This window comes from Acidobacteriota bacterium (assembly GCA_012517875.1).
Classification (GTDB): Bacteria; Acidobacteriota; JAAYUB01; order JAAYUB01; family JAAYUB01; genus JAAYUB01.
In genome coordinates, this window is the sequence record JAAYUB010000078.1 from 1 (window position 1) to 23164 (window position 23164).

At 65.7% G+C, this 23164-nt stretch carries 19 protein-coding genes and 1 other RNA gene; 7 read left to right on the plus strand and 13 right to left on the minus strand.

Annotated features, from left to right (window positions below; translation table 11 throughout):
- From GX414_08235 to GX414_08245, 3 genes are all read right to left on the minus strand, one after another.
- On the minus strand, positions 1–641 hold a 641-nt coding region (locus GX414_08235), incomplete at its 3' end, for a hypothetical protein (protein NLI47081.1).
- A gap of 527 nt (positions 642–1168) precedes the next feature.
- On the minus strand, positions 1169–4453 hold the full coding sequence (hybB, locus tag GX414_08240) for a Ni/Fe-hydrogenase cytochrome b subunit (GenBank protein ID NLI47082.1): 3285 nt from the start codon (positions 4451–4453) through the stop codon (positions 1169–1171).
- Positions 4450–5400: a 4Fe-4S dicluster domain-containing protein gene (locus GX414_08245; protein ID NLI47083.1), complete on the minus strand. Its 951-nt coding sequence runs from the start codon at positions 5398–5400 to the stop codon at positions 4450–4452. The genes hybB and GX414_08245 overlap by 4 nt, the downstream gene beginning before the upstream one ends.
- Before the next feature lie 231 nt (positions 5401–5631).
- On the opposite strand from GX414_08245, the gene GX414_08250 reads away from it, so the two are divergent.
- From GX414_08250 to GX414_08265, 4 genes are all read left to right on the plus strand, one after another.
- Positions 5632–5823, plus strand: coding sequence for a hypothetical protein (locus GX414_08250; protein NLI47084.1), 192 nt, complete (start codon positions 5632–5634; stop codon positions 5821–5823).
- Between the two features lie 54 nt (positions 5824–5877).
- Complete coding sequence (locus tag GX414_08255) at positions 5878–6351, plus strand: hypothetical protein (protein ID NLI47085.1); 474 nt, start codon at positions 5878–5880, stop codon at positions 6349–6351.
- Between the two features lie 36 nt (positions 6352–6387).
- On the plus strand, positions 6388–7251 hold the full coding sequence (locus tag GX414_08260; GenBank protein NLI47086.1) for a hypothetical protein: 864 nt from the start codon (positions 6388–6390) through the stop codon (positions 7249–7251).
- 304 nt (positions 7252–7555) lie between these two features.
- Complete coding sequence (locus tag GX414_08265; protein ID NLI47087.1) at positions 7556–8257, plus strand: hypothetical protein; 702 nt, start codon at positions 7556–7558, stop codon at positions 8255–8257.
- On the opposite strand, the gene GX414_08270 is transcribed toward GX414_08265, so the two are convergent.
- The 10 genes from GX414_08270 to GX414_08315 all read right to left on the minus strand — a co-directional run bounded on the left by GX414_08270 (position 8246) and on the right by GX414_08315 (position 19984).
- A complete protein-coding gene (locus GX414_08270; GenBank protein ID NLI47088.1) occupies positions 8246–9280 on the minus strand; it encodes a tetratricopeptide repeat protein in 1035 nt (344 codons plus the stop codon). The two genes, GX414_08265 and GX414_08270, sit on opposite strands and share 12 nt — an antisense overlap.
- A gap of 48 nt (positions 9281–9328) precedes the next feature.
- On the minus strand, positions 9329–10021 hold the full coding sequence (queC, locus tag GX414_08275; GenBank protein ID NLI47089.1) for a 7-cyano-7-deazaguanine synthase QueC: 693 nt from the start codon (positions 10019–10021) through the stop codon (positions 9329–9331).
- The gene (gene queD / locus GX414_08280) at positions 10014–10394 is read right to left on the minus strand and encodes a 6-carboxytetrahydropterin synthase QueD (GenBank protein NLI47090.1); all 381 of its coding nucleotides are present in this window, start codon (positions 10392–10394) and stop codon (positions 10014–10016) included. Before queD ends, queC begins: the two co-directional genes overlap by 8 nt.
- 101 nt (positions 10395–10495) lie before the next feature.
- Positions 10496–12004 (minus strand): histidine ammonia-lyase, encoded by a 1509-nt coding sequence (hutH, locus tag GX414_08285; GenBank protein NLI47091.1) that lies wholly within the window; start codon positions 12002–12004, stop codon positions 10496–10498.
- A complete protein-coding gene (locus GX414_08290; GenBank protein NLI47092.1) occupies positions 12004–12954 on the minus strand; it encodes a hypothetical protein in 951 nt (316 codons plus the stop codon). Before GX414_08290 ends, hutH begins: the two co-directional genes overlap by 1 nt.
- A complete protein-coding gene (hemC, locus tag GX414_08295) occupies positions 12951–13904 on the minus strand; it encodes a hydroxymethylbilane synthase (protein NLI47093.1) in 954 nt (317 codons plus the stop codon). Before hemC ends, GX414_08290 begins: the two co-directional genes overlap by 4 nt.
- Positions 13894–15174, minus strand: coding sequence for a glutamyl-tRNA reductase (locus GX414_08300; GenBank protein ID NLI47094.1), 1281 nt, complete (start codon positions 15172–15174; stop codon positions 13894–13896). The genes hemC and GX414_08300 overlap by 11 nt, the downstream gene beginning before the upstream one ends.
- A 15-nt stretch (positions 15175–15189) precedes the next feature.
- Entirely contained in the window at positions 15190–15999 is an 810-nt protein-coding gene (gene ccsA / locus GX414_08305; protein NLI47095.1) for a cytochrome c biogenesis protein CcsA, read from the minus strand.
- Positions 15996–18821 (minus strand): excinuclease ABC subunit UvrA, encoded by a 2826-nt coding sequence (gene uvrA, locus GX414_08310; GenBank protein NLI47096.1) that lies wholly within the window; start codon positions 18819–18821, stop codon positions 15996–15998. The genes ccsA and uvrA overlap by 4 nt, the downstream gene beginning before the upstream one ends.
- A 68-nt stretch (positions 18822–18889) precedes the next feature.
- On the minus strand, positions 18890–19984 hold the full coding sequence (locus tag GX414_08315) for a hypothetical protein (protein ID NLI47097.1): 1095 nt from the start codon (positions 19982–19984) through the stop codon (positions 18890–18892).
- 140 nt (positions 19985–20124) lie between these two features.
- On the opposite strand from GX414_08315, the gene GX414_08320 reads away from it, so the two are divergent.
- The 3 genes from GX414_08320 to ssrA all read left to right on the plus strand — a co-directional run bounded on the left by GX414_08320 (position 20125) and on the right by ssrA (position 22870).
- Positions 20125–20979, plus strand: a complete 855-nt coding sequence (locus tag GX414_08320) for a serine/threonine protein kinase (GenBank protein ID NLI47098.1) — start codon at positions 20125–20127, stop codon at positions 20977–20979.
- Positions 20980–21127: 148 nt separating this feature from the next.
- Positions 21128–22390, plus strand: coding sequence for a transporter (locus tag GX414_08325; protein ID NLI47099.1), 1263 nt, complete (start codon positions 21128–21130; stop codon positions 22388–22390).
- Positions 22391–22523: 133 nt separating this feature from the next.
- Positions 22524–22870: a transfer-messenger RNA gene (ssrA, locus tag GX414_08330) on the plus strand.
- Positions 22871–23164 lie beyond the last annotated feature (294 nt).

Sequence of the window (23164 nt, forward strand, 5' to 3'; positions counted from 1 at the left end):
AGCGAGCGGTACATGCTGTCCATCTCCCGGACCAGCCGTTTCGGCTGAACGGGCAGGGGATTGGTGCTGTCATCGGACTCCTCGGGAACCAGGACCACGCGGATCGTCTGGTGCACCTTCAGCAGGCCGGTCCGGGGCAGGTATTGGAACGGGTGGACGAAGACGGTCAACCCGCGGACGTCACGGAAGATGAACGGATCGCTGAGCCGGGTGATCTCCTCGGGATAGACCTTGAGCGTCTGGGCGTGCGGGTCGGTCCAGTAGGGGATCGATGCGGGATTCTGGTTGCGGTAGATCACACCCTTGGAGGGGAGCATGGGGTGCTCCAGGGGGACGAGATCGAAATCGGCGTCCAGAATCTCGACGCTGTAATTGCCCTCGGCGGGCAGCTGGACCGTGGCGCTGAGGATGGGCAGCTCGGCGTAGCCGCGCTGGTGGGTCCAAACACCGCCCTCGAAGGCAAGTTTGGAGTAGGTCTGATTGTTGGCTTGAATCTGTTCCACACGGTAGTCGCCCAGCTCGAAGGTCAGCACGAGCCAGCCTTCGTCGCTCCACGACACGTTGTAGCCCCGGTAGCCGAAGCTGAGACCGGCGGCCAGCGCAAGCAGCATCAGGACAATCGCGAAACGTCGTACACGCATTCCAACCTCCCGTGAAAAATAATGGTCAGAGGATTCGTCGCCGGCGGCCTGTTTCCCGCTGGGTCGGGTTGAGACGCCGACTGATGAGTCGGCGCCATCCAGCTCGGCTCCGACACGAAATCCGGATAGCGTCGTCCGCTCTGGCCGGACGACCGATCTCTGGCACCGAAATCAGACATGGGATCGAATGAATCCACACCCGCTACCAATCAGGGAAATTCCAACGGACAGTTATATTCAAAGTAGGGATCGGTGCGATTTGTATGAAAAGTTTTTCAGATTATGTTGAAAATGTTTCTGCGTCTCGGCTTGCAGATTTCGGCACCGGATTTGACCGGTCCGTCTGGAACCGGTTGTGGCGAGTGGAGTCAAACGTGCAGCGACGCCGGAACATCCGGCAGATTCCGGATGCACGTGGAGAGAGGCACCTCCGGGCGCGTCAGGGTCGGGTTGCCGAGCGCCGGGACGACGGGCTACCGGTTGGATGTGCGCACCGGTAGCCGCCGGTGGTTGATCGTGCCGGCGGCCTATCGGGGCGGGCGGCCGCGGCCGAGGGTCAGGTAGAAGCGTCCGCCCACCTGGGCCGGATCGCCCGGGTAGCCCAGCGCCTTGAAGTCGAGGCGCTGCTTGACCTCGGGGTAGATCTTGCGCCGGTGCTCCGGCAGGTCCATGCCCTGCGCCCCCTGGTGGCAGCGGACGCAGTGGACGGCCTCCGTGGAGTGGCAATCGGTGCAACCCAGCGCCTTCGGGGCAGCGACCACGCCGTGGTGGATGGCCGAGTACATCCGAGTCTCAACGAAGCCGTACTTGCCCGAGTAGGGCAGGCCCACCACCTTCATCCCCTCGGCGATGGCGCCGGACCAATCGAAGCGGACCCAGTAGTCGGAGAGGAACCGCGGCATGGCCAGGGTCTTGTTCTCGGTGTCGTACGGCTGCACGGCGGTATGCAGCTTGAACGGGAAGATCCGCGCGGCCTGGTTGCGCTTCTCGCCCACGGGCGCGTTGAGCACCACGGCGGCGGCCGGGTCGATGGTGTCGCCCAGGAGGGCGGCGTGACGGGTGCCGTCGAACCAGAGGTACACCGGCGTGAGGTTCCGGCCCCAGGTGAGCGCGCCAAATCGCTTGTCATAGGCGGGCATGCCCAGGTTGTCCCTGGTCTCGGGTCGGTCTTGGCCGGCCTGGGAATAATCCCGCCGCAGCAGGGTGGGCGTCTCGCGGGCGAAGGCGGGGATGTGGCACGTCTCGCAGGCGATGGCGCGGACGTGGTCGTCGAGGTGCCGGGACAGCGGTCCCGACACGCCGTGCGGCGTCGGCCCGTGGCACTTGCCGCACTCCACGCGGCCCTCCACCGCCGGCGCGCTCAGCGACATCCCGGCGATCCGGTGCTGGGTGGTGGTGTGGCAGTTCTGGCAGCGCATGTTCAGGGCGCCCATATGGACGTCATACTCGGGCTTCGGATCGGCCATGACGGGCTCCAGGTCTCCGTGCTTGGCGTTGGTGGCGCCGCCGCTGTGGAAGTGGCAGGAGCCGCATGCCTGCCGCGACGGACGCCCCACTTTCCGCGCCACGGCCGGCAGGTCCACGCCCGCCGCCGGCAGGCCGGCGTTGAGGGGATCCTTGCGGTAGTTGCCGGTGGTGTCGTGGCAGACGAGACAGTCGAGATTGGCCGGGTTGCTGAAATTGAAATCCTTGTCCTGCTTGCCGTAGCCGATGTGGCAGGCAGCGCACTGCTGCATGTTGGGCGCGATGGCGATGCAGTAGTTGTTCACCATCAGGGTGAGGCTGATGTCCTTCCGGTGCTCGTAGCCGGCCAGCGTGGGCGAGAAGCCCTGCCAGCGCCAGTGGGCGGTGCCCAGCAGGTCCTGGCCCACCTGCGGATGGCAGCTCAGGCAGGAGCGGGTCACGTCCTGCGGGGTGGGTGCGGCGCCGAGGCTGACCAGCCGTTCGTGGTCCGGCGTCCATGGGTGGTGACAGTCGTCGCAGCCGGTGGGGGCGGAGGCCGGCTTGAGCTGGCCCTCGTGGCAGCCGATGCACTGGCGATGGTACGCGCCTTTGAGTCCGATGCGCGACGGGTCGTCCGCCTCGCCGGGCTGGGCGTGGCAGCGGGTGCAGCTTTGGGGCGGCCGGTCGGCCAAATCGTCGTGGCAATCGGCGCATGGGCCGCCCAAGCGGACCTCCATCATGGCGTGGAGGGTCTTGAGATCCTCGCCCACGCGGTCATCGTCGCTCATGGCGTAGCGGTGATGGCACACCCCGCAGTCGCCGCCGGTGAGCTCGTCGTGGATCCGGTGGGCGAACCCCACCGGCTCATAGTCGTCCACGCCCGAGTTCAGGGCGGAGCTGTTCAGCAGGTAGAAGTTCTTGTAGGCCGCCGGGCGGTGCGGATAGGCTGCCGCCGCAGTCGTCGGGGTCGGTTCCGGCCGGGCCGCCTGGACCCGCTGGATCTCCGTCACCGTCCGGATGGTGGAACTGATGGCCTCCTCGTGCACCACACTGTAGAGGAGGACAAAGATCAGCAGGAACACAATACCGGCCCCACGGATCACCCAGGTCCAGAACGGCGTGACGGTCTTGGCGCGCTCTTCATGCATCCGGGCCAGCTGCTCCGGGCTCAGCGGCATGTAGCCGGGCAGAATGGGAAAGTAGGTGACGAAGAACCGGTAGCAGAACAGGATGCTGGAGACGATGGCCGCCGTCATGGCGATCTCGCCCACTGACGGGAAGTAGGGCCGCAGGGAGTAGGGGGGATTGTAGCCCACCAGGAAGACGTTGATCCGGTTCAGCACCACGCCGAAGATGATCAGCGAGGCGGTGAAGAACAGCCAGCCCATGGACCGGCGCACCGCCGGGTTCAGGAGCAGCGCCAGCGGAGCGAGGATGCCCAGCATGATCTCGATGATGAGCGAGACCGTGGCCGCGGGCTGGGCGAGCAGATCCAGCGTGTTCCAGCGGACGGCGAGATCGACGAGCTTCACGAGCCCGTAGGCGCCGAGGAACCAGGGGACGAAGCGGGTCAGCGGGGTCAGCAGTTCCATCTCCGGGTTCCGCCCGAAGCTGATGTTGGCGTAGATCGACTCGAGGATCACCATGGGGAAGCCCACCGCGATAGCCGACAGAAGGAACAGGACGGGCAGGACGTTGGTGTCCCACAGCGGGCTCAGCTTGGTGGGCGAGATGAGCATGAGCGTGCCGAGCGACGACTGGTGCATGAAGGACAGGACCACGCCGGTGACGATGAAGAACGGCAGCGCAATCCGGACCCAGCGGTACAGGGTCAGGATGGGCTTCTCCACCCGCCGGAGCAGGGCGGCACCCCATTCGTTCCCATCGATGCGGGCTTTGAGTCCCTCAAGGATCGACGGGCTCATCTCGACGCACAGGACCATCAAATAGAAGGTGACGCACATGCCCACTTCGAACAGGACCGAGTTGCCCTGCCAGTTGAAGATGGGGCGCCAGATGTTCCAGTAGCGCCCGAGGTCGAAGCTCAGGGCGATGGCCACCCAGAGGTAGCCCAGGAATGCGGTCAGAATGGCCGGCCGGAGCAACGGCAGGTATTTCTTCCGGCCGAAGATGTCCACCAGGGCGGCGGTGGTGAAGCCGCCGGCGGCCAGCGCCACGCCGCAGGCGACGTCGAAGGCGATCCAGATGCCCCAGGGATTGTGATTGTCCAGGTTGGTCACGGAGCCGAGCCCCAGGATCAGGCGGGTGATGCCGAAGGCGTAGCCGATGCCCATGATGATCAGCAGGGTGATGGTGCCGAACGTGAAGAACGGCTTGGTGACCCGATGGGGATGGTCATTGAGCGTCATCGCTCACCCCCTTCGGCGCCGGGCGCGGCGCCGTCCGGCGGCGTCTCCTTGCGGTGGTTGAACCACATGATGCCGGAGAGCAGGCCGTAGAACGCGACGGGCAGCAGGCCGAACTTGAAGATGCCGTGCTGGATGGCCTCGGTCCGCTCCGGCGGCGGCTTCTCGGGCAAGTCCAACATCCCGATCTCCGTCACCGGCCGGCCCACCAGATACAGCCAGGCGGTGCCGCCCACCTCGTGTTCGCCGTAGATGTGGTCGATGTAGCGGTCGGGGCGCCGCTTCAGGCGTTCCCGGGCCAGGGCCACCAGCTCCGCCCGGTGGCCGAACACGAGTGCCTCGGTGGGGCAGGCGCTGGCGCAGGCGGGATCGGCCCCGGTGTTCCGGGCGCGGTCGGTGCAGAATTCGCACTTGCGAACCCTCGGCTTGAGCGGCTCGTTGAATTCGAACGCCGGCACCTCGAACGGGCAGGCGACCTGGCAGTAGCGGCAGCCGAGGCAGATGGTGGGATTGTATACCACCGCCCCGTCGTTCGACTTGGTGAGCGCCCCCACGATGCAGGCCGACACGCAGGACGGGTACAGGCAGTGCATGCATTGGGCCTTGACATAGGTCTGGGGCAGTCCCGCCTGGTCCGGTGAGGGGCTGCCGGGAAACTGGTTCACCACGGTGAAGGCGTTTTCCGACGGCCGCCGGAAAGTTCTGAGCACATCACGGTCGGTGAAGTTCAGCGCGGTGCGCGGGAGATGGTTCCGCCGGTTGCAGGCCTCTTCGCACTTGCGGCAGCCGATGCAGAGGGTGGTGTCCACGAGTACGCCGGCATAATCCGGTGCCGCCTTGTCTGCTTTGGCCGACGGTTCGGTGGATTCCGCCGCAACCAGCGGGGTGGCGGCCAGGCCGGCGGCTGCGCCGATACTCCACTTCATCAGAGATCGACGGCTGAACTCCATCAGGACCTCCTTCCGACACAAAATGGAAACTTTATTATATAGATTCCGGATGTGGTTGTCCTTCAATTTTTAATCCGTGGGCCTATGCGGTGATCCGGCATGGCGTTCACGCCCACTCCTCTCGCACGCTGTCGCGCAGAGACGGTTCGCATGTTTGGAAGGGTTGCGGCCGCGTCTTTTCGAGTACAATGGGAAGCGGCGACACACCCGCTCGAGTGGATGGAGGCAGCCATGACCGCATCGCAGAAAACCGCAGCCAAGTGGCGGGCGGAGGCCGAGCGATGGGAACAGGAAGGCGTGAGCGACGCGGCGCAGGCGTGCTGGGAACGGGCACTGGAACTGGAACCGGACGATCTGCCGAGCCTGTTCGGTCTGGGATGGATCTGGCTACGAAAATACCGGCTGCCGAAAGCCCGGCGCTAATTTGAACAGGTCTTGGCCCGGGATCCCCGATGGAGGGGCGGGGAGGCCGCCCGGGTGCTGGAGAAAGTCCGGATCGAAGAGGTCGGGGTGGAACAGGGATTCAACGCCTGCCGGCAGATGCTTCGCGTGGACAATTTTTGCGCCGAGGCCTTCGCCGCCTTGGGCTCGAACTACCTGCGAGCCGGGAAGCTGGAGCTGGCGATCAGCAATTTCGAGGATGCGCTAAACACCGGATGGGAGGATCGGTTTCGCACGTTGATGGACAAGGGCCAGGCCCATGCCGAACTCGGCGACGATGCGGCGGCGGCGGAGTGCTTCGCCCAGGCGGCCGAAGCGGAGGGTGCATACCGGTTCTGGGCCTTGTACGAACATGCCGCCGCGTTGCGGCGCCTGGGCCGGCGCGCCGAAGCGCTGCAGCTTGTCCGTCAGGCTCAGGCGCTGGACCCCGCCGACGCTTCGCTCCGATGGCTGGAGGCGACGCTCCGGACAGAGCTTGCGGAGTCGGCCGGTTCATCGGAATCCCGTTGACGATCCGCCGGCGTTCCCACAAAGGACCGACGCACGATGTGCCGATGCCCCACCCATGACTGTCAGCGGTACGTCGGTCGGGCTTTGCTGGCTGCCTTCATCCTGATTCATCTGGCAGACCGGCCCGCCGAGGCGAGTTCGCCCCGGCTCCCGGGGCCCCAACCCCGGACCATCCACGTCTTCGTAGCCCTGTGCGACAATCGGAACCAGGGCATCGTTCCCGTCCCGGCGGTGCTGGGCGACGGCGACGATCCGGCCCGCAACCTGTACTGGGGCGCCCGCTATGGCGTCCGCACGTACCTCGAGCGGAGCCCGGACTGGCGCCGCGTCGCCGCACCGGCCACGCCCGGCGGGCCGGTACTGGAGCGGCGGGTGTTCCGCCACGCGCTCGAACCTGTCTGGCTGGTGGCCGACGCCTACCGCGGCGCGGCCATTCGGCAGGCGGTGGAGGACTTCCTGGCCGCGGCGGCCGGAGCTCCCGTCGCCCGCGTCACCGTGGCCGACGGCGGGGAACCGGTGGCGCTGCCGCTGGGCGGCGGTGCCGGACTGGTTGTGTACGTTGGACACAACGGACTCATGGATCTCCGCGTTGATCCGCCGCAGCGGCGGGATGCGCGTCGGCGCGAGGCGATGGTGCTGGCCTGCGCCAGCCGCGGATATTTCCGCGAGCCGCTCCGGCGGGCCTGCGCAACGGCGCGCCTCTGGACCACCGGCCTGCTGGCACCCGAAGCGTACGTTCTGGAGGCGGCGGTGGCGGGCTGGATCGCGGGGGAGAGCGCAGCGGCGATCCGCGAACGCGCGGCCCGGGCGTATCACTGCCATCAGCGCTGCGGCCTCGCCGCCGCCCGGCGGCTGTTCGCCGCGGAAGAAGCGGCGAATGGGGAAGGTGAGAATCGGTGATTCGGGGAATGGAGGAATAGGTGAATCGTTACGAGGATCTGGGTTCTGTGATCCAGTGCCCTGAACCTAGGTTTCAGGTCTGAATTTTGATGTCCGATGATCGGAAACAAACCTCGATCACGATTACGATTACAAGCACGAATCCAACTCCATTCACCAATTACTGTTCATTGTTCACTCCTGTCTCCCTCACTCTTGCTCCGAACTTCCAACAGGGAGAATTCTCAACCACCGTGGCCGATATCCTTGACAAGTTCAGGGTGCAGTCCGTAAGATATTTGGGATTCCGTGGAATGGTGGTGGCATGACCGGACCCCGCACACCCCGGCGAATGGCATCCCCGGCGAAAGCCGCGGGTGATTGCGCGCAATTGCTCCGCCGCGGCCGCCTGGCCGATTGCTACGAGCTGCTCCCGCAGCTCGGTGTGACCAAGGATTGCCGGGCGCTGCCCGTGCTCCGCAAACTGCTGACGTGCGGCGAGCGCACCCGCGAGGAGATGGCCGTCTGCGGGCTGGCCGCCTTGGGTGACCCGGCGGCGATTCCGTGGCTCCTGCGCAAGATCAGCCACCCGGCCATTCGGCGGGGCGCCGGTTCCCAGCGCCTTCAGACCGCGGTGCTCGACGCCATCGGTGAGATCGGCGACGACGCCGCCACGCCGGGCTTGATGCGGCTGTTTCAACGCGAGATTCACGGCGACACGTTTCGGCGGAAGCGTCGGTTGATCATCATCGACGTGCTGGGCCTCATCGCCCAGCAGGGCGGGAACCAGGCGCTGAATGAACTGGCAACACTGATGGAGCATCCGGATTTCTGCTTCCGGGCGCAGGCCATCTCCGCAATCGCCGGCGCGTTCTTCAACCGGCCCAATGAAATTCCGGGGGAAATATTCGAAAGGTTGCTGGCCCGTTTCCGGGACAGCAACCTTTATGTTCAGAACGCCCTCATCGGGGCACTGGAAAGTCTGGCCGACGTGGGCTGCCGGCGCGCGGCCGCCCTATTTAACTAGCTTCTTCAACTCCGGGAGCATCTGTTTGGCCATCGCGGCATAGCTGCCGCTGGGGTCCAGCTTCAGGTAGGTCTCCAGCGACTGGATGGCACCCGCGTAATCACCCTTGTTGATGAGGCACATGCCCAGCTGGTAGTGCGCAGCGGCGTAGTTGGCGTTGGCCGCGAGGCATTTACGGAAGGCGTCGATGGCGTCGTCGTTTTTGCCGGCGTTGACCATCACCACGCCCACATTGTAGTAGTTGACGTCGGAGTGGGCCGGATCGGCCTGGATCGCCTTCTCGAACGAGGCCTTGGCTTCGGGGATCATCCCCTTCTTGACATAGGCGTTGCCCAAATTGGTGAGCATGTTGGCGTCGGTGGGATTGAGCGCCAGCGCCTTGGTGTAGGTTTCGATGGCCAGGTCGTGGCTGCCCTTGGCGTAATAGCAGTCGGCCAGATGGCCCAGGATGTTGGGCTGGTTGGGATCCTTGACCAGGGCGTCCTGCAACTTGGCGATGGCCGCGTCGTACTGGCCCGCATCCTTGAGCTGGATGCCCTCGTCGAACAGCTTCTTCACCTCGCCGGTGACCTTCTTGATCTCCTCGATCTTGTCCTTGTTGGCTTCGTATTCCGCCCGCTGCTTTTCGATCTCGATCCGCTGCTCGTCGGTCAATTCGGACGCCAGGATGCCCTCGCCTGGCTGCAGCTCGAAATTTTCCACCCGCTCGTCACCGACGGGGGGATGAGCGATATCGGGAAATTCCTGCGGGATGTACCCCTTCACCTTGACCTTCATGTGATAGTGCCCGAGAGGAAGCCGATACAGGTACTCGCCTTCCTTGTTGGTCTTCATCGAGTACAATCGGTTCATCGCCTTGTCCCGCAAAGAGATTTCGACGCCCTCGATGGGCTGCTTGGTTGTGGCGTCGACGATTTTGCCCTTGATCAGCCAGGTCGGGATGGCCTGGAGGTTGACGCTCCCGACGGCCAGACAGAAGACCGCAACAAGCGCCACGGCCAGCAAGGTTTTCACCGCTTTCATGGAATCCTCCTTATCCTCAGTCCTCAAGTTGGGCATTATACAACCTCTCTATAATCGTACACCATCGTTTTTATACGGGATCGGGTCCGCGGCCCCCGCCTCGCGGAAACCCCGGAGGCGCAGGGCGCAGCTGTCGCAGCGCCCGCAGGCGGCATCGCTGTCGCAGTAACACGACCAGGTGAACTGGAAGGGCGTCCCGAGTTCCAGCCCCCGCCGGACGATCGCCGACTTGCGCAGGTGGAGCACCGGCGTGACCACCTCGATCCGGGTCTCGGGGCGGGTGCCGGTTCGGACCAGTTCCTGAAACGCGCGGTAGAACTCGGGCCGGCAATCGGGGTAACCGGAACCGTCTTCGGCCACGGCGCCGAAGTAGACGGCCTCGGCTCCGAGCGCCTCGGCCCAGCTCACCGCGGCGGAAAGGATCTGGGCGTTACGGAACGGCACGTACGAGGACGGGATGCGCCGGCGGGTCAAGTCGGCGGGTTCCACCGGGATGCGCGTGTCCACGAGCGACGAGCCGCCGATGCGGGCCAGGTGGGGCAGCTCGGCGACGAGTCGCTCCCGGGCGCCGAAGTGGTCGCAGAGGCGCTGGAAACAAGCCAGCTCCTTGGCCTCGGTGCGCTGGCCATAGTTGACGTGAAGAAAATAGAGAGCGTCGGAATCCCGGGCCGCCTCGGCGGCGGTGACGGCACTATCCATCCCACCGCTCACGCAGGTGACAGTGGCGCGGTACTTAGCCATCGCTCGCCTCCAGGTAGGCGGCGGAGCAGCCGCGGCTCTCGAACACGGTCACCCGCCAGACCCGGCAGTGGTCCGTGTTGACGAGACGTCCCAGCTCGCGGTGGATGTAGCGGGCGACGTTTTCGGCCGAGGGGTTGTCTGTGGCGAAGGCAGGCAGCTCGTTGAGCAGGGTGTGGTCCAGTTGCTCCAGCACCCGGTCGGCCGCCGCGCGCAGCTCGGTGAAGTCCATGCCGATCCCGGCCGTGTCCAGTTCCCGGCACCGCACCGTGATCTCCACTTCCCAGTTGTGGCCGTGCAGGCGTTCGCACTTGCCCCGGTACTGGCGCAACTGGTGCGCGGCTGAAAAATCGGTTCGGATTGTCAGTTCCCACAGGGCCATGCCATGCTCCTTTCACACGGATAAGATGGACCGAAGACGCGGAGGTTTCAAGCCACGGTTCCGGAGGCGCCGATTCGCGCCCCGCCATGACGAGTCTAGACGGGCAGAGGCAGGGCGCGGTCGGCGATGAGCTGCGCGGCGGCGGCGATGTCGACGCTCAGGTTGCGGTCGCGGTCCATGAATGAAACCGTCTTGCGCAGCGCGCCCAGAACGGCCTCCAGCGTGTCGGACGACCGCAGCGGGCGGCGAAACTCCAGCGCTTGGGCGGCGGCGAGCAGCTCGATGGCCAGTACGGTGCGCACGTTCTCCGTGACCTGTCGCAGCTTGAGCGCCGCGGTCATGCCCAGCGAGACGTGATCCTCCTTGTTGGCGCTGGTGGGCAGCGAGTCCACCGAGGCGGGGTGGGCGAGGATCTTGTTCTCGGCCACCAGCGACACGGCGGTCAGCTGGGCGATCATGAAGCCGGAGTTCAGGCCCGGCTCGCGGGCGAGGAACGCCGGCAGGCCACTCAGGTCCGGGTTGATCAGCCGCTCGAGGCGGCGCTCGGAGATGCTGGCCAGCTCGGCGGCGGCGATGGCGAGAAAGTCCAGGGCGAAGGCCACCGGCTCGCCGTGGAAATTGCCGCCGGACAGGACCGCGGCGTCGGCGGCGAAGACGAGCGGATTGTCGGTCGCCGCATTGATCTCGCGCGCCAGCACGGCCCGGGCGTGATCGAGGGTGTCCTGCACCGCGCCGTGCACCTGGGGGATGCAGCGCAGCGAATAGGCGTCCTGGACCTTGTCACAGTCCAGATGCGAGAGGCGGATCTCGCTGCCGGCCATGAGGGCGGCGATCTCCGCGGCGGCCCGCACCTGGCCCGGGTGCGGCCGGACGGCCTGGATGCGCGGATCGAATGCCGTGTCGGTGCCGACGAGGGCGTCGGTGGTCATGGCGGCGACCACGGCGGCGCTCCGGAGCAGATAGTCGATCTCATCGGCCAGGAGGCAGCCGATGGCGGACATGAAGTGGGTGCCGTTGAGCACCGCCAGACCCTCCTTGGCCTGGAACGTCACGGGGGCGATACCGGCCTCGCGGAGCGCCTCACCGCCGGGCATCACCCGTCCCTTGTATCGTGCTTCGCCTTCACCCATGAGCACCAGCGCCAGGTGCGCCGACGGGGCCAGATCGCCGCTGGCGCCCACGGACCCTTTCTCCGGGATCACCGGCAGGATGTCGCGAGCCAGCATGCTGAGCAGGGTGTCCACCACCACCGGCCGGACCCCGGAGAATCCCTTGGCCATCACATTGGCGCGGATCAGCAGCGCCGCCCGCGTTTCCTCGGGACTCAACGGCCGGCCGGTGCCGGCAGCGTGGGAGCGGATCAGGTTGGCCTGCAACGCCTCGAGCTGGTCCACGCTGATCCGGACCTGGCTGAGCTTGCCGAAGCCGGTGGTGATGCCGTAGACCACCCGGTCTTCGGCGACGCAGGCGTCTACGACGGCGCGCGCCCGCTCCACTTTGCCGCGGACCGCCGCGGGCCAGCTCACGGAGCGGCGGCGGCGGGCCGCGTCGCACACGTCGGAGAGGGTGAGGTGTTCGCCGTCGATGAGGATGGGCTGAGGGATCACGATTTCTCTCCTTCGGGTTTGGGCGGGGGTTGTTTCTCGCCGTCGGGGTTCGGCGGCGGCGGGGGATCGCCCGCGGGCGGCGGGGGCGGCGGCGCCAGGTACTCGGTGTCCTCGTCGAACTTGACGAGCTTGACGTCGCCCGCATCGGTCTGCACCAGGATGACGGCCCCGCCGTCGCGCAGCCGCTGGTTGATGAAGCCGCCCTCGTCCTTGAGCTGAGGCACTACCTCGACCTCCTTGTCGTCGATGGTGAACGGGGGATAGTCGACGGTAGGTTTGCCCAGCAGGGTGATGAGACTCAGGTCAGCGTGATAGAACGTCGGCAGATAGACGCTCACGTTGCCCTTCTTGGTCTTGGCCTGAAACGAATGGCCTTCGAACCGTTGGCCGACGAACTGGACCATGATGTCGCCGTTGTCCGTCTCGGCCGAGACGTAGCCGCTGAGGTTCACCAGCGCCAGGTAGCCCGTCAGGGTGTCGGCCTCGAGCCAACCGTTCACGCCGCGGACACTGATGAAGCCCCGGTTGGATTTGATCGTGATGTCGGTGCGGTGCTTCGGGACGGTGATCCGATAGTCGATCTTGCCCAGGCGGAACTCCTTCGGGTGGTCGGTCGCGATGACCATTTCGGCCTCGTTGCGCGAGAAGACCGGCTTGATCTTCTCGATGTTTGCCATCATATCGTCGTTGCGGTAGCCCCAGGCGGTGACGACGCCCTCCACCAGGACCTGCGGCTTGTCCCAGCCCTGGATTTCGATGTTGCCCATGAACCCGGTGCTGATGTTCATCCGGCCGCCGGGGTAGAAGCGGAACCCGCGCTGGAACTGCTTCTCCACTCGCATCAAGTGGGCGTAGTCCGGCAGCGGCGGCTCTTTTTTCTTGCCGCCCAGCGCGAGAACGGTGAAACCCGCCAGCAGCACGACGGTCCAGAATGCGAATCGTTTCATGCGATGTGTCCTCCCAGGATGGCCGCGAGGATCTCGCGGCCGCCTTCGTCGAGCAGGTGTCCGGCCACTGCCTGTCCCAGCCGGGCCGCGGCCGCCGGTTCGGCGGGTGCGTCAGCCTCGTGCCGCAGGACGCGGCGGCCGTCCAGCGTCGCGATCAGCCCGGTCAGGCGGAGCCGCCCGCCGTCCAGCGTCGCGTGGGCCGCCATGGGAACCTGGCAGCCGCCTTCCAGCACGGCCAGAAACGCCCGCTCCGCCGTCACCGCCAGGTCGGTAGGCGGGTGGTGGACGGCGGCCAGCAGATCGCGGATGGCCGTGTCATCGGCGCGGCACTCCAACGCCAGCGCGCCCTGGCCCACGGCGGGGACCATCTCCGCCACCGGGATCCGCGCAGTGATCTCGCCGGCCAGCCCCAGCCGGATGAGCCCGGCGGCGGCGAGGATGATCGCGTCGTACCGGCCGTCGCGCAGCTTGCGCAGGCGCGTGTCCACGTTGCCGCGCAGATCCTCCACGGCCAGGTCGGGCCGGCGGTGCAGCAGCTGCGCCCGGCGACGCAGGGAGCTCGTGCCCACGCACGCCCCGGCGGGCAGCGCGGCGATGCTGGCGGCGGCGGGGGAGACCAGGGCGTCGCCGGCCTCCACCCGGGCCGGTACCGCGCCGAGGACCAGGCTGTCCGGGAGCCGGGCCGGCATATCCTTGAGCGAGTGCACCGCCAGATCCGCCTCGCCGCTGAGGAGCGCTTGCTCGATTTCCTTCGTGAACAGCCCCTTGTCGCCGATCTTCGCCAGCGGCGTGTCCAGGATCACATCGCCTTTGGTCTGGATGACCACGATTTCAAACGCCGCCTCCGGATGGCGCTCCGCCAGCGTCCCGACCACGTGCCGGGTCTGAGCCAAGGCCAGCCGGCTTCCGCGGGAGCCCACGCGGATGATGCAACGCGCGTCAGCTTTCATGCGCCTCCGAGTCCGCCGGCGGGTGCTCCAGATCGAACAGCCGGTTGAGCACCTCGCTGCAGCGGAGTTTGTCGGATTCGTCGGGGAGTTCCTTCAGCCGGGTGACGGGCGCGTGCAGCAGCTTGTTCATGAACGCCCGGGTGACGCGCTCGGCCAGCTCGCGCTCCTGGGGCGGAGCATGCCGATAGCCGTCCAGCTCCCGACGGCGGATGCTTTCAAATCTATCGCGCAGGGCGACGATGGTGGGCGTCACGTCCAGTGACCCCAGCCAGCGGGTGAACGCATCCAGCTCTTCCTGGATCAGAAGGCGGACCTTGTCCACCTCGGCTTCCCGCTTGCGCCGGTTGGCATCGACGATCCCCTCGAGGTCGTCGATGTCATAGAGGAACACCCCTGCCAGGTCGCCCACCGCCGGCTCGATGTCGCGGGGAATGGCGATGTCCACGAGCAGGATCTCCCGGCGCCGGGCGGCCACCGTCTCGCGAAAGGGACCGGCTTGGATCACGAAGCCGGGCGCCGCAGTGGCCGAGACCACGATGTCGGACTGGGCCAGGGTGGCGTACAGCTCCTCGATGGGCACCGGGATGCCGGTCAGCTCCCGGGCCAGCTCCACCGACCGTTCGAAGGTTCGGTTCAGCAGGTAGAGCCGATGCACGCCGTGGGCCTGCAGGTGCCGCGCGCAGAGCGCACCCATTTCGCCTACGCCGATGAGGGCGGCCGTCTTGTGCTCGAAGCCGCCGAAGATCTTCCGCGCCAGCTCCACCGCGGCGAAGCTCACTGAAACGGCGCCTTGGCCGATCTCGGTCTCTTCCCGGGCCCGCTTGCCCGCGTGGATCGCGGTCCGAAGCAACCGCTCCGTCACCGTGCCCAGCAGCTGGTGCCGGCGGGCCTTGTCCTGGAATTCCTTGACCTGGCCGAGAATCTGGGGTTCGCCCATGACCATGGAATCGAGGCCGGCGGCCACCTCCAGCAGACGGTGCGCCGCCTCGAGCCCGGTGGCGTGCTCCAGGTAGCGATCGGTGCGGACGTCCGCGCCGGCCAGACCGGCGAAGAGCGCCCGGACGGGGCCGCCGGCGTCACCGTCGCCCAGCTGCACGACATACAGCTCCGTGCGGTTGCAGGTGGACAGCGGGTACACCTCGGTGATGCCGGCCTGGCCGAGGAGCGGTGCCACGCGCCCCGCCAGCACGTCGTCCGTGAGCACCATCCGCTCGCGCAGCTCAACGGGGGTCTGCCGGAAGGTGAAGCCGTAGTAGCTGAGACGGATCATGCCGCTAAACCGTCCTCAGTGCGAGATGCCTTCGAAGGCGAACGCCATGACCACCAGGATGAACCCGGCGATACTCAGCAGGCTCAATGTCCGCCCCGAGGCGCGGGTGATCCGGCGCACCAACAGCCCGGTCAGGAACACCGCCAGGGTGAACCAGGTGGCGATGATGCGCGCATCCAGGCGCAGGTCGGCGGACGCCCGGATCTCGCGCATCCAGTTGAAGCCGGTGACGATCGCCACGGCCAGCAGGATCACGCCCAGCAGGCTGCCGTAGAGGTTCACCCGGTCCAGCTGCTCCAGCGACGTGAGCCGGCTGTAAAAGCGGCCGGGCCGCTTGCGGTGCAGCTCGCGGTAGAGCACGAGGTACAGTATGGCGCCGATGGTGGCGATGGCGAAGGAGGCGAAGGCGAACATGGAGCTGGAAACGTGGATTTCGAACCAGTGGCTGCGGTAGCGCGCCGGCAAATCCCCCGACGGGTGGAACCAGAGGAGGCCGATCACCTGGGCGACGCAAATGATCGGCGCGACGAACGCCCCCATGGACAAGTCGCGGGAGAACTTTTCGATGCAGACGTACGCCAGCGCGATGATGAACCCGGCGAACGACAGGGCGTCGCACAGCGTGGCGATGGGCAGGTAGCCCAGGTGGGCGATCCGCACCGCCAGCGCCGCCAGGTGCACCACCAAACCGGCCACGAGCATGCGCGCGGCCAGCAGCCCGCAGCGCCGCTCCACGGAGAAAAAATACTTGAGATAGAGGTATGCTGCGACGAGATACAGCGCGGTGAAGACGACCTGGGCGGTGAAGGTGAATGTGGTTATCATGGCGCATCCACAGTCCGAGCGCCATAGTCTGCCTCATTTCCGAACGGAGTGCAATCGCTATTGAGGTAGTGGCGCAAATACGAGCCCGTGGCGGAGCGGGGCGCGCCGGCCAGGCCCGCCAGCGGTCCGTCATAGACGACCGCGCCGCCCGCGGCGCCGCCGCCGGGGCCGAGGTCGATGACGTAATCGGCCTGGGCGATGAAGTCCAGGTTGTGCTCGATGGCAATCACCGTGTTGCCCGCATCCACCAAGTGGTGGATCAGGACGCAGAGGGTGTCGATGTCGGCGAAGTGGAGACCGGTGGTGGGCTCGTCCAGCAGGAACACGGCGTGGCGCAGCTGGCGGTCAAGCAGGTGTGCGCCCAGCTTGAGCCGCTGCTGCTCGCCGCCGGAGAGCGTGGGCGTGGGCTGGCCCAGGCGGATGTAGCCCATCCCCGTGTCGGCCAGCACCTGGAGCCGTCGCCGCAGGGCGGGGAAGTTACGGAACAGGTCCAGCGCCTCGGCGATGCTGAGCTCCAGCACGTCCGCGATGGAGAACCCCTGATAGCGGACCCGGAGCACGTCCCATGCGTAGCGCCGGCCCTGACACTGGCCGCAGGGTACGAACGAGTCGGGGAGGAACTTCATCTCCATCCGGACTTGGCCCATGCCGCCGCAGGCGGCACAGCGGCCGTCGCCGGTGTTGTAGCTGAAGTGGCTGGTGGTGAGCCCGCGCGCCTGGGCTTCGGGCAGCCGGGCGAAGAAGCGGCGGATCTCGTCGAACAGGCCGGTGTATGTGGCGGGGGTGGAGCGCGGCGTCCGGCCCACAGGGCTCTGATCCACGAAGTAGACGTGATCCACCGGGCCGCCGCGGAGCCGAAACGTGTCCACGTCGGGGTGCCGCCCCTGACCGCCCTGTGCTTGGGCGCGCAGCAGCGGATAGAGCGTGTCGGCCACGAGGCTGGACTTGCCGGAGCCGGACACCCCCGTTACGACAGTTAGGGCGGCGAACGGGAAAAACGCCCGGATGTTCTTCAGGTTGTGGGTCCGGACTCCCGCGAGCACGATGCCGTTTCGGCCGATCGCCCGGCGCCGAGCCGGCAGGCGCACGTGGATCCGGCCGGCCAGGTAGGCGGCAGTCACCGATTCCGCGCATTCCGCGAGACCGGCCGCCGGACCGTTGTACAGCAACCGGCCGCCGCCGGCGCCGCCGCCGGGGCCCAGATCGATGACGTGATCGGCGCTGCGGATGGTGAAGGCGTCGTGCTCCACGACGATGAGGGTGTTGCCCTGGTCGCGGATTTCGCGCAGCAGATCCATCAATGGTCCGAAATCGGCCGGGTGCAGGCCGATGGACGGCTCGTCCAGCACGTAGAGCACGCCGCCCATGGCATTCTGCAGCCGCGCCGACAGGCGCAGCCGCTGCAGCTCGCCGCCGGAGAGCGAGTCGGTGGATCGGTTCAGGGTGAGGTACCCCAGACCGATCCGCATCATGGTTCGGAGTCGGCGGTCCATCTCTCGCATGAGCACGCCGGCCTGGGGAAACCGGCGGCGAAACCCGGCGGCTTGTCCCTCCAGCCAGGCGGCCAGCCGGTCCAGGGGCAGGTCCACCAGGTCCGCCACGCCGGCGCCCTCCAGCCGGTACGCGCGCCCGGCTGCCGCCAGGCGGCAGCCGCCGCACGCGGGGCACGGTTTGTCCCGCAGGTACTGCAGGGCGAAGTCGCGCTGCTCGGAGGCGGGCAGCCCGCGCCAGTGGGCAAGGAGCAGATTGACCGGATGGTCGTCGTCCGGCATGTCGTGGACCTCGGTGAGCAGGGCGTCCCGGGACCCGGCGGAAAGATCCGCCCAGCGCGCCAGCGGGGACAGGTCCAGCGCCGCCAGGGCGCGGTGCCAGGCCCGGCGGAGACGGCGTTGCAGCGCGGTGTCGTGCAGGATCGGTTCCAGACCACCCAGGGGGCGGCCCGGATCGGGAAAAATCAGCTCGGGCGGGACGTGCGTGACGGCGCCGGTGCCGTCGCATGCGCCGCAGCGATGCTGGGGGGAGAGGAACGAAAACGTGGCCGGTTGCGGATCGGGGTATGCCTGGCCGCACGGATGGCAGAAGTTCCGCATGGAGTAGAAGCGGACGTCGCCCGCCGCCCCTACCACCGTGAACTCGCCCCGGCCCACGCGGAGCGCCTCGGCCAGGACTTCGGCGGGGACGCGACGTCCGCTGCGACCGATCCGGGCCGTTCCGGCCAACGCCTCGATGGTGTGTCGCTGATGCCGCGCCAGCGCGGCGCCGGCCGGCGGGCGGACTTTGCCATCCACCCGGACCCGCTCGACGCCGCGGCGCGCCAGTTCCTCCAGCAGCGTGCGGTAATGTCCCTTCCGGCCGCGGATGACCGGAGCATACACCGCCACCTCCTGTCCGGCGAAATCCCGGCCGACCAAGCCGGCCAGCCCTTCAGGCGGCAGCGACACCAGAGGTTCGGCGCAGACGGGGCAGTGGGGTGTGGCGCAGCTGTAGAAGAGCAGCCGCAGGTAATCATAGACTTCGGACGCGGTGCCCAGAGTGGACAGCACAGCCGGCGCGCCGGCGTTCTGCTGCAGGGACAATGCCGGTGCCAACCCACCGATCCAGTCCACCTGGGGCTTCTGAAACAGGTGCAGGAACTGGCGGGCGTACGGTGCCAGCGACTCCAGGTACCGCCGCTGCCCCTCGGCGTAGACGACGTTGTAGGCGAGGGTGGACTTGCCGGAGCCGCTCACGCCCGTGATGACGGTCAGACGCTGCCGGGGGATCGACACGGAGATCCCCTGCAAATTGTTTTCAGCGGCATTTTCGATTCGGATCGCACCCATGGCCGGCACCCCCGCCGAGCATTATACCAGCCTGGCGGCGGGGCGGGAGAGCGGCGGGCGTGCGGACGTCAGAGCTTCTCCAGATGCATGTCCAGGAGCGGCTTGGTGAACTCCCGGCTGAACCAGACGGCCAGCACGACGTTGATGATCAGGACGATGACCACGGCGACGATGGCCCATCCCTTCAGCCCGGAGATGGGTTGCTGGATTTCCTGCAGATCCTGCTCCACCAGGAGGTACCAGTGGGTGTCGGGGAATGCATCCCGCAGGTTGGTCCGGGCGACCCCGATGAAGCGGGCCTGGGCCATCCGGCGCTCCACCTGGAACGCCCGTTTCTGGCCTTCCTCGAGCAACGGTTTGGCCGGCTCGAAGAAATCATACGTGACCTGGTTGCCGAGGTCCACGTCGCGCGAGGAGATAATGGTCCCGTCGGAGGCGATCAAAAGCGCCTGGCCGGTCTCGCCGAAGCGGAACGGGCGGATGATGGCGTTGATGTAATCCGTTTTCAGGATCCCTCGGATCATGCCCAGCATCGACTGGTTCGAGTCGAAGACGGGCACGATGACCTCCAGGATGTAAGCCTTGTAGAATTCGCTCCGCTTGACGTCGCTGACGTAGGCCCCGCGCTGCAGATAGCTGTTGACGACGAGATCCCGCCACTTGCTGTCCCCGTACAGATAGTGGTCGGGAACGTGGGCCGATGCCACGGCCACGCCCAGGCGGTTTAAGACGGTGACCTCCCGGAAGGTCGGATGGATGGTGATGAACTTGGTGAGATAGGCCGAGAGCGGGGTGCCCACGATCCGGCGGACCAGCGGATCCTCCGGCGTTAGGCCGGCCCAGGATTTCTCCTGCCCGACGCTTTGCGCCAGCGTCGCATCCTCCTTCCCCTGCAGCTCCCGGTTGCTGGCCGCGAGGGCTTCGAAAACGCTGGGGTTGCAGGCCAGGCCGTCCATCTGGCGGCTGGCGGCTTGCAACTGGTTGCGCAGCTGGAGCGTCGCGATCTCGGCCAGGTCAGCCAGTTCCTTGCCTTTCATTTCCATGTACTGCGTCTCGCTGTGCGAGAAGATGATCCAGAAGCAAAGGATCATCGGCACGATGCCGAGGAAGAGCAGCATGATCAATATCCGGGGCTGGATGCCGAAAAGGGTTTTGGTAGCCATAAATGCCTCCTCGCAATCCATTGGCGGACATCTGATTGTTTACTTCAATTGTAGTGAAACCGGATCCGATTATCAATCCGAAATACCCGACCGGCGGCCGGGGTGTGTGGTATAATGCAGCGGATAAAGGATTTAGAGCGATGCGATTGGAAAAGATCGGCAAGTACGATGTGGTCCGCGTGCTGGGCAAGGGATCCACCGGCAAGGTGTACAAGGCGTTCGATCCCATCATCGACCGGTTTGTCGCCCTCAAGGTCATTCCCGGGGAGATCGTCAGCCAGCCGGAACACCTTCAGCGCTTCAAGAAGGAGGTGAAGGCGCAGGGGCGGGTGTTGCACCCCAATGTGGCCACCATCTTTGACGTGGATTTCTACGACGGCAACTACGTGATCGTCATGGAGTATGTGGAAGGCCGCTCCCTGCGCGACCTGATGCAGGCGGAGCGCATCCTTACCCTGAAGCTCTTCTACCGGATCATCTCCCAGGCGTGCGCCGGCCTGCACTGCGCCCACAAGCAGGGAGTGATCCACCGGGACATCAAGCCGGAGAACATCTGCCTAACTTCCGAGGGACGGGTCAAGATTCTCGATTTTTCCATCGCGAAGCTGCAATCCTCGACGACGTCCACCGGTCTCGGCTTCCTGCTGGGCAGCGCCTATTATATGGCGCCGGAGCAGATTCAGGGCCTGCTGATCACGCCGGCGGCGGACCAGTTCGCCCTCGGGGTGATCGCGTACGAAATGCTCGCCGGCAAGCGGCCGTTCCAGGGGCGCAATATGGCGGATACCATCCTGAGCGCCACCCGGCAGGAACCGCCGCTCATCGGCGAGACCAATCCCATGGTAGACGAGGAACTCGAACTCATCATCCGAGTCGCGCTGGCCAAGGAACCGCATCGGCGCTACCCGTCGGTGGCCCGTTTCAGCCGGGCGCTGCGCGACTATTTCGGGAAGGTCAGCCCCGCGGTCCTGCAGGAAGAGAGTCCGGACGATTGATCCGGAGCCCGCGCCCGCGCCACATTTGTGTTGATTTCGTCTGCTTCACCGCTATAATACATCCCAATTTTCGATCGGATGCGGATCCCTGTACGGTCTGAGCTGGCCGGAGCCGAGTTCGATTCTGAAATCACATAAGGAGCAGTCTATGAAGAGACTCGTCATGGCAGTGATCGCAATGGGTTTGCTGGCTGGCGGGAACCTGCTGGCCGCAGGTTTCGCCATCAACGAGCAGGGCGCCCGCTCCATGGCCCAGGCCATGGCGTTCGTTGCCCGGGCCGATGACCCGTCGGCCCTGTTCTACAATCCCGCCGGCATCACTCAACTCGAGGGGACCCAGTTCTACTTCGGCGCCACGGCCATCGCTCAGGGCACGACCTGGAGCAATGACCTCGGCACCTTGTCCATCGAGTCGGACGACCGCTGGGAGATCCCGCCCCACATGTACGTCACCCACCAGCTCAACGAGGACTGGTACTTCGGCTTCGGCTTCTTTGTGCCGTACGGCCTGAGCAAGAAGTGGCCGGCGGAGTTCCCCGGCAAGTACTCGTCGCGGAACGTCCGACTGCAGGCGTTTTACCTCAATCCCAACATCGCATACAAGATCAACGACGTCCTGAGCGTCGCGGTCGGTCTGGACATCGTGTACAGCTCAGCGAAACTGGAACGGGACCTGTACCTGGCCCAGATCATTCCGGGCGTCCCCGACGGCTACTTCAGCGCCGATGTCTCCGGCACCGGGTTCGGCGCCAACGCGGCCCTGCTGGCCAAGATCAACGACAAGCTGTCCTTCGGGGCCAGCTACCGGAGCCAGGTCAAGGTGGATTTCGACGGCGACCTGACCAACACCATCCCCAGCACGGGCAATCCCGTCTACGACGGGATGCTGGCCTCCCTCTTCCCGAACCAGGAGGTGGAGACCGCCATCACCATGCCCGACGTGATCCAGGTGGGCTTCGCCACCACCCCGAAGGAGAACTACACCACCGAGCTCGACTTCCAGTGGACCAACTGGAGCGTCTACAACACGCTGCCGTTCATCTTTTCCCAGCCGACACAGGCGCTGGTATCTCAGGAAATCCCGAAGCTCTGGAAGGACGGCTATACCCTCCGCTGGGGCAACGAGTACAAGTACTCCGAGAGCCTGGATCTCCGCGCCGGCGCCTACTACGACTGGAACCCGGTGCCCAACGCCACCCTCGATCCAATGCTGCCCGATTCCAACCGGGTCAGCTTCCAGGCGGGCTTCGGCTGGCACAACGAGAAGATCACGCTCGACGTCGCCTACATGTACATCTACTTTTTCGAGCGGGACATCAACAACAACGCCGCCTTCAGGATCGTCCCGAACTCCGGGCGCTACGAGAGCAGCGCTCACCTGTTCGGCCTGTCGCTCGGCTACCGCTTCTAACGCCCGAACTCCAGGGCATATATTTCGCATCCGGCCGGCCCCACCCGGGGCCGGCCGTTTTTTCCGGTGGAGAAATCGGACATGCATCTGCGCCGGCATGTGGTATAATCTGACTGCGTCGATGATCTTTGATGGGGGCGAAAAGGGTTCGACGGGAGTGGTTGAGGCTCCGGAGGCATGCCGGGTTTCCTGACCCGTAAAAATCGGGAAGCTAACAATAGCTGCTGAAGCTAACTACGCACTGGCTGCTTAACTAGCAGCCCGGTACCGGTCGCTCCCGCCTGTGGGCGGCCGGCTGCCGTCACACAGCAGGCTGGATCCGCCGTGCGACTCCGAGCGGCGGATCGAGAAACAGGGGTTGGCCGACGGCGAGTTTTTCTGTTTGGATCGCCTGAAGCGAGACACGAAAACAGAATAAGCATGTAGTCTCCGGCTGCTGAAAACTCTCGGACGGGGGTTCAATTCCCCCCGCCTCCACCATTTGAAAAAAGACAACCCGTCTCTCTGGGGTCATTCTCCGGGGTGACGGGTTTTCTTTTTTCCCTTGTTTCTAAAGGGTTTGCGCCCGTTTCACATCTTTCCAAATCACCCCTCCGCACCATCGATTCTCCCCATCTTCCTGCCTTTCTTTCTCTGTTTGGCCCCTGATTCTCTGTTTTCTCCGGACCAAGTCCGAAGCTCGTCCGGAAAGCTACATCCTTGATTGATATGGGTTTGCGGCTGATTGCCATTTTGGGCGGTTGTCTTAGGTCATCGTTCGATGCCGCAACCGGA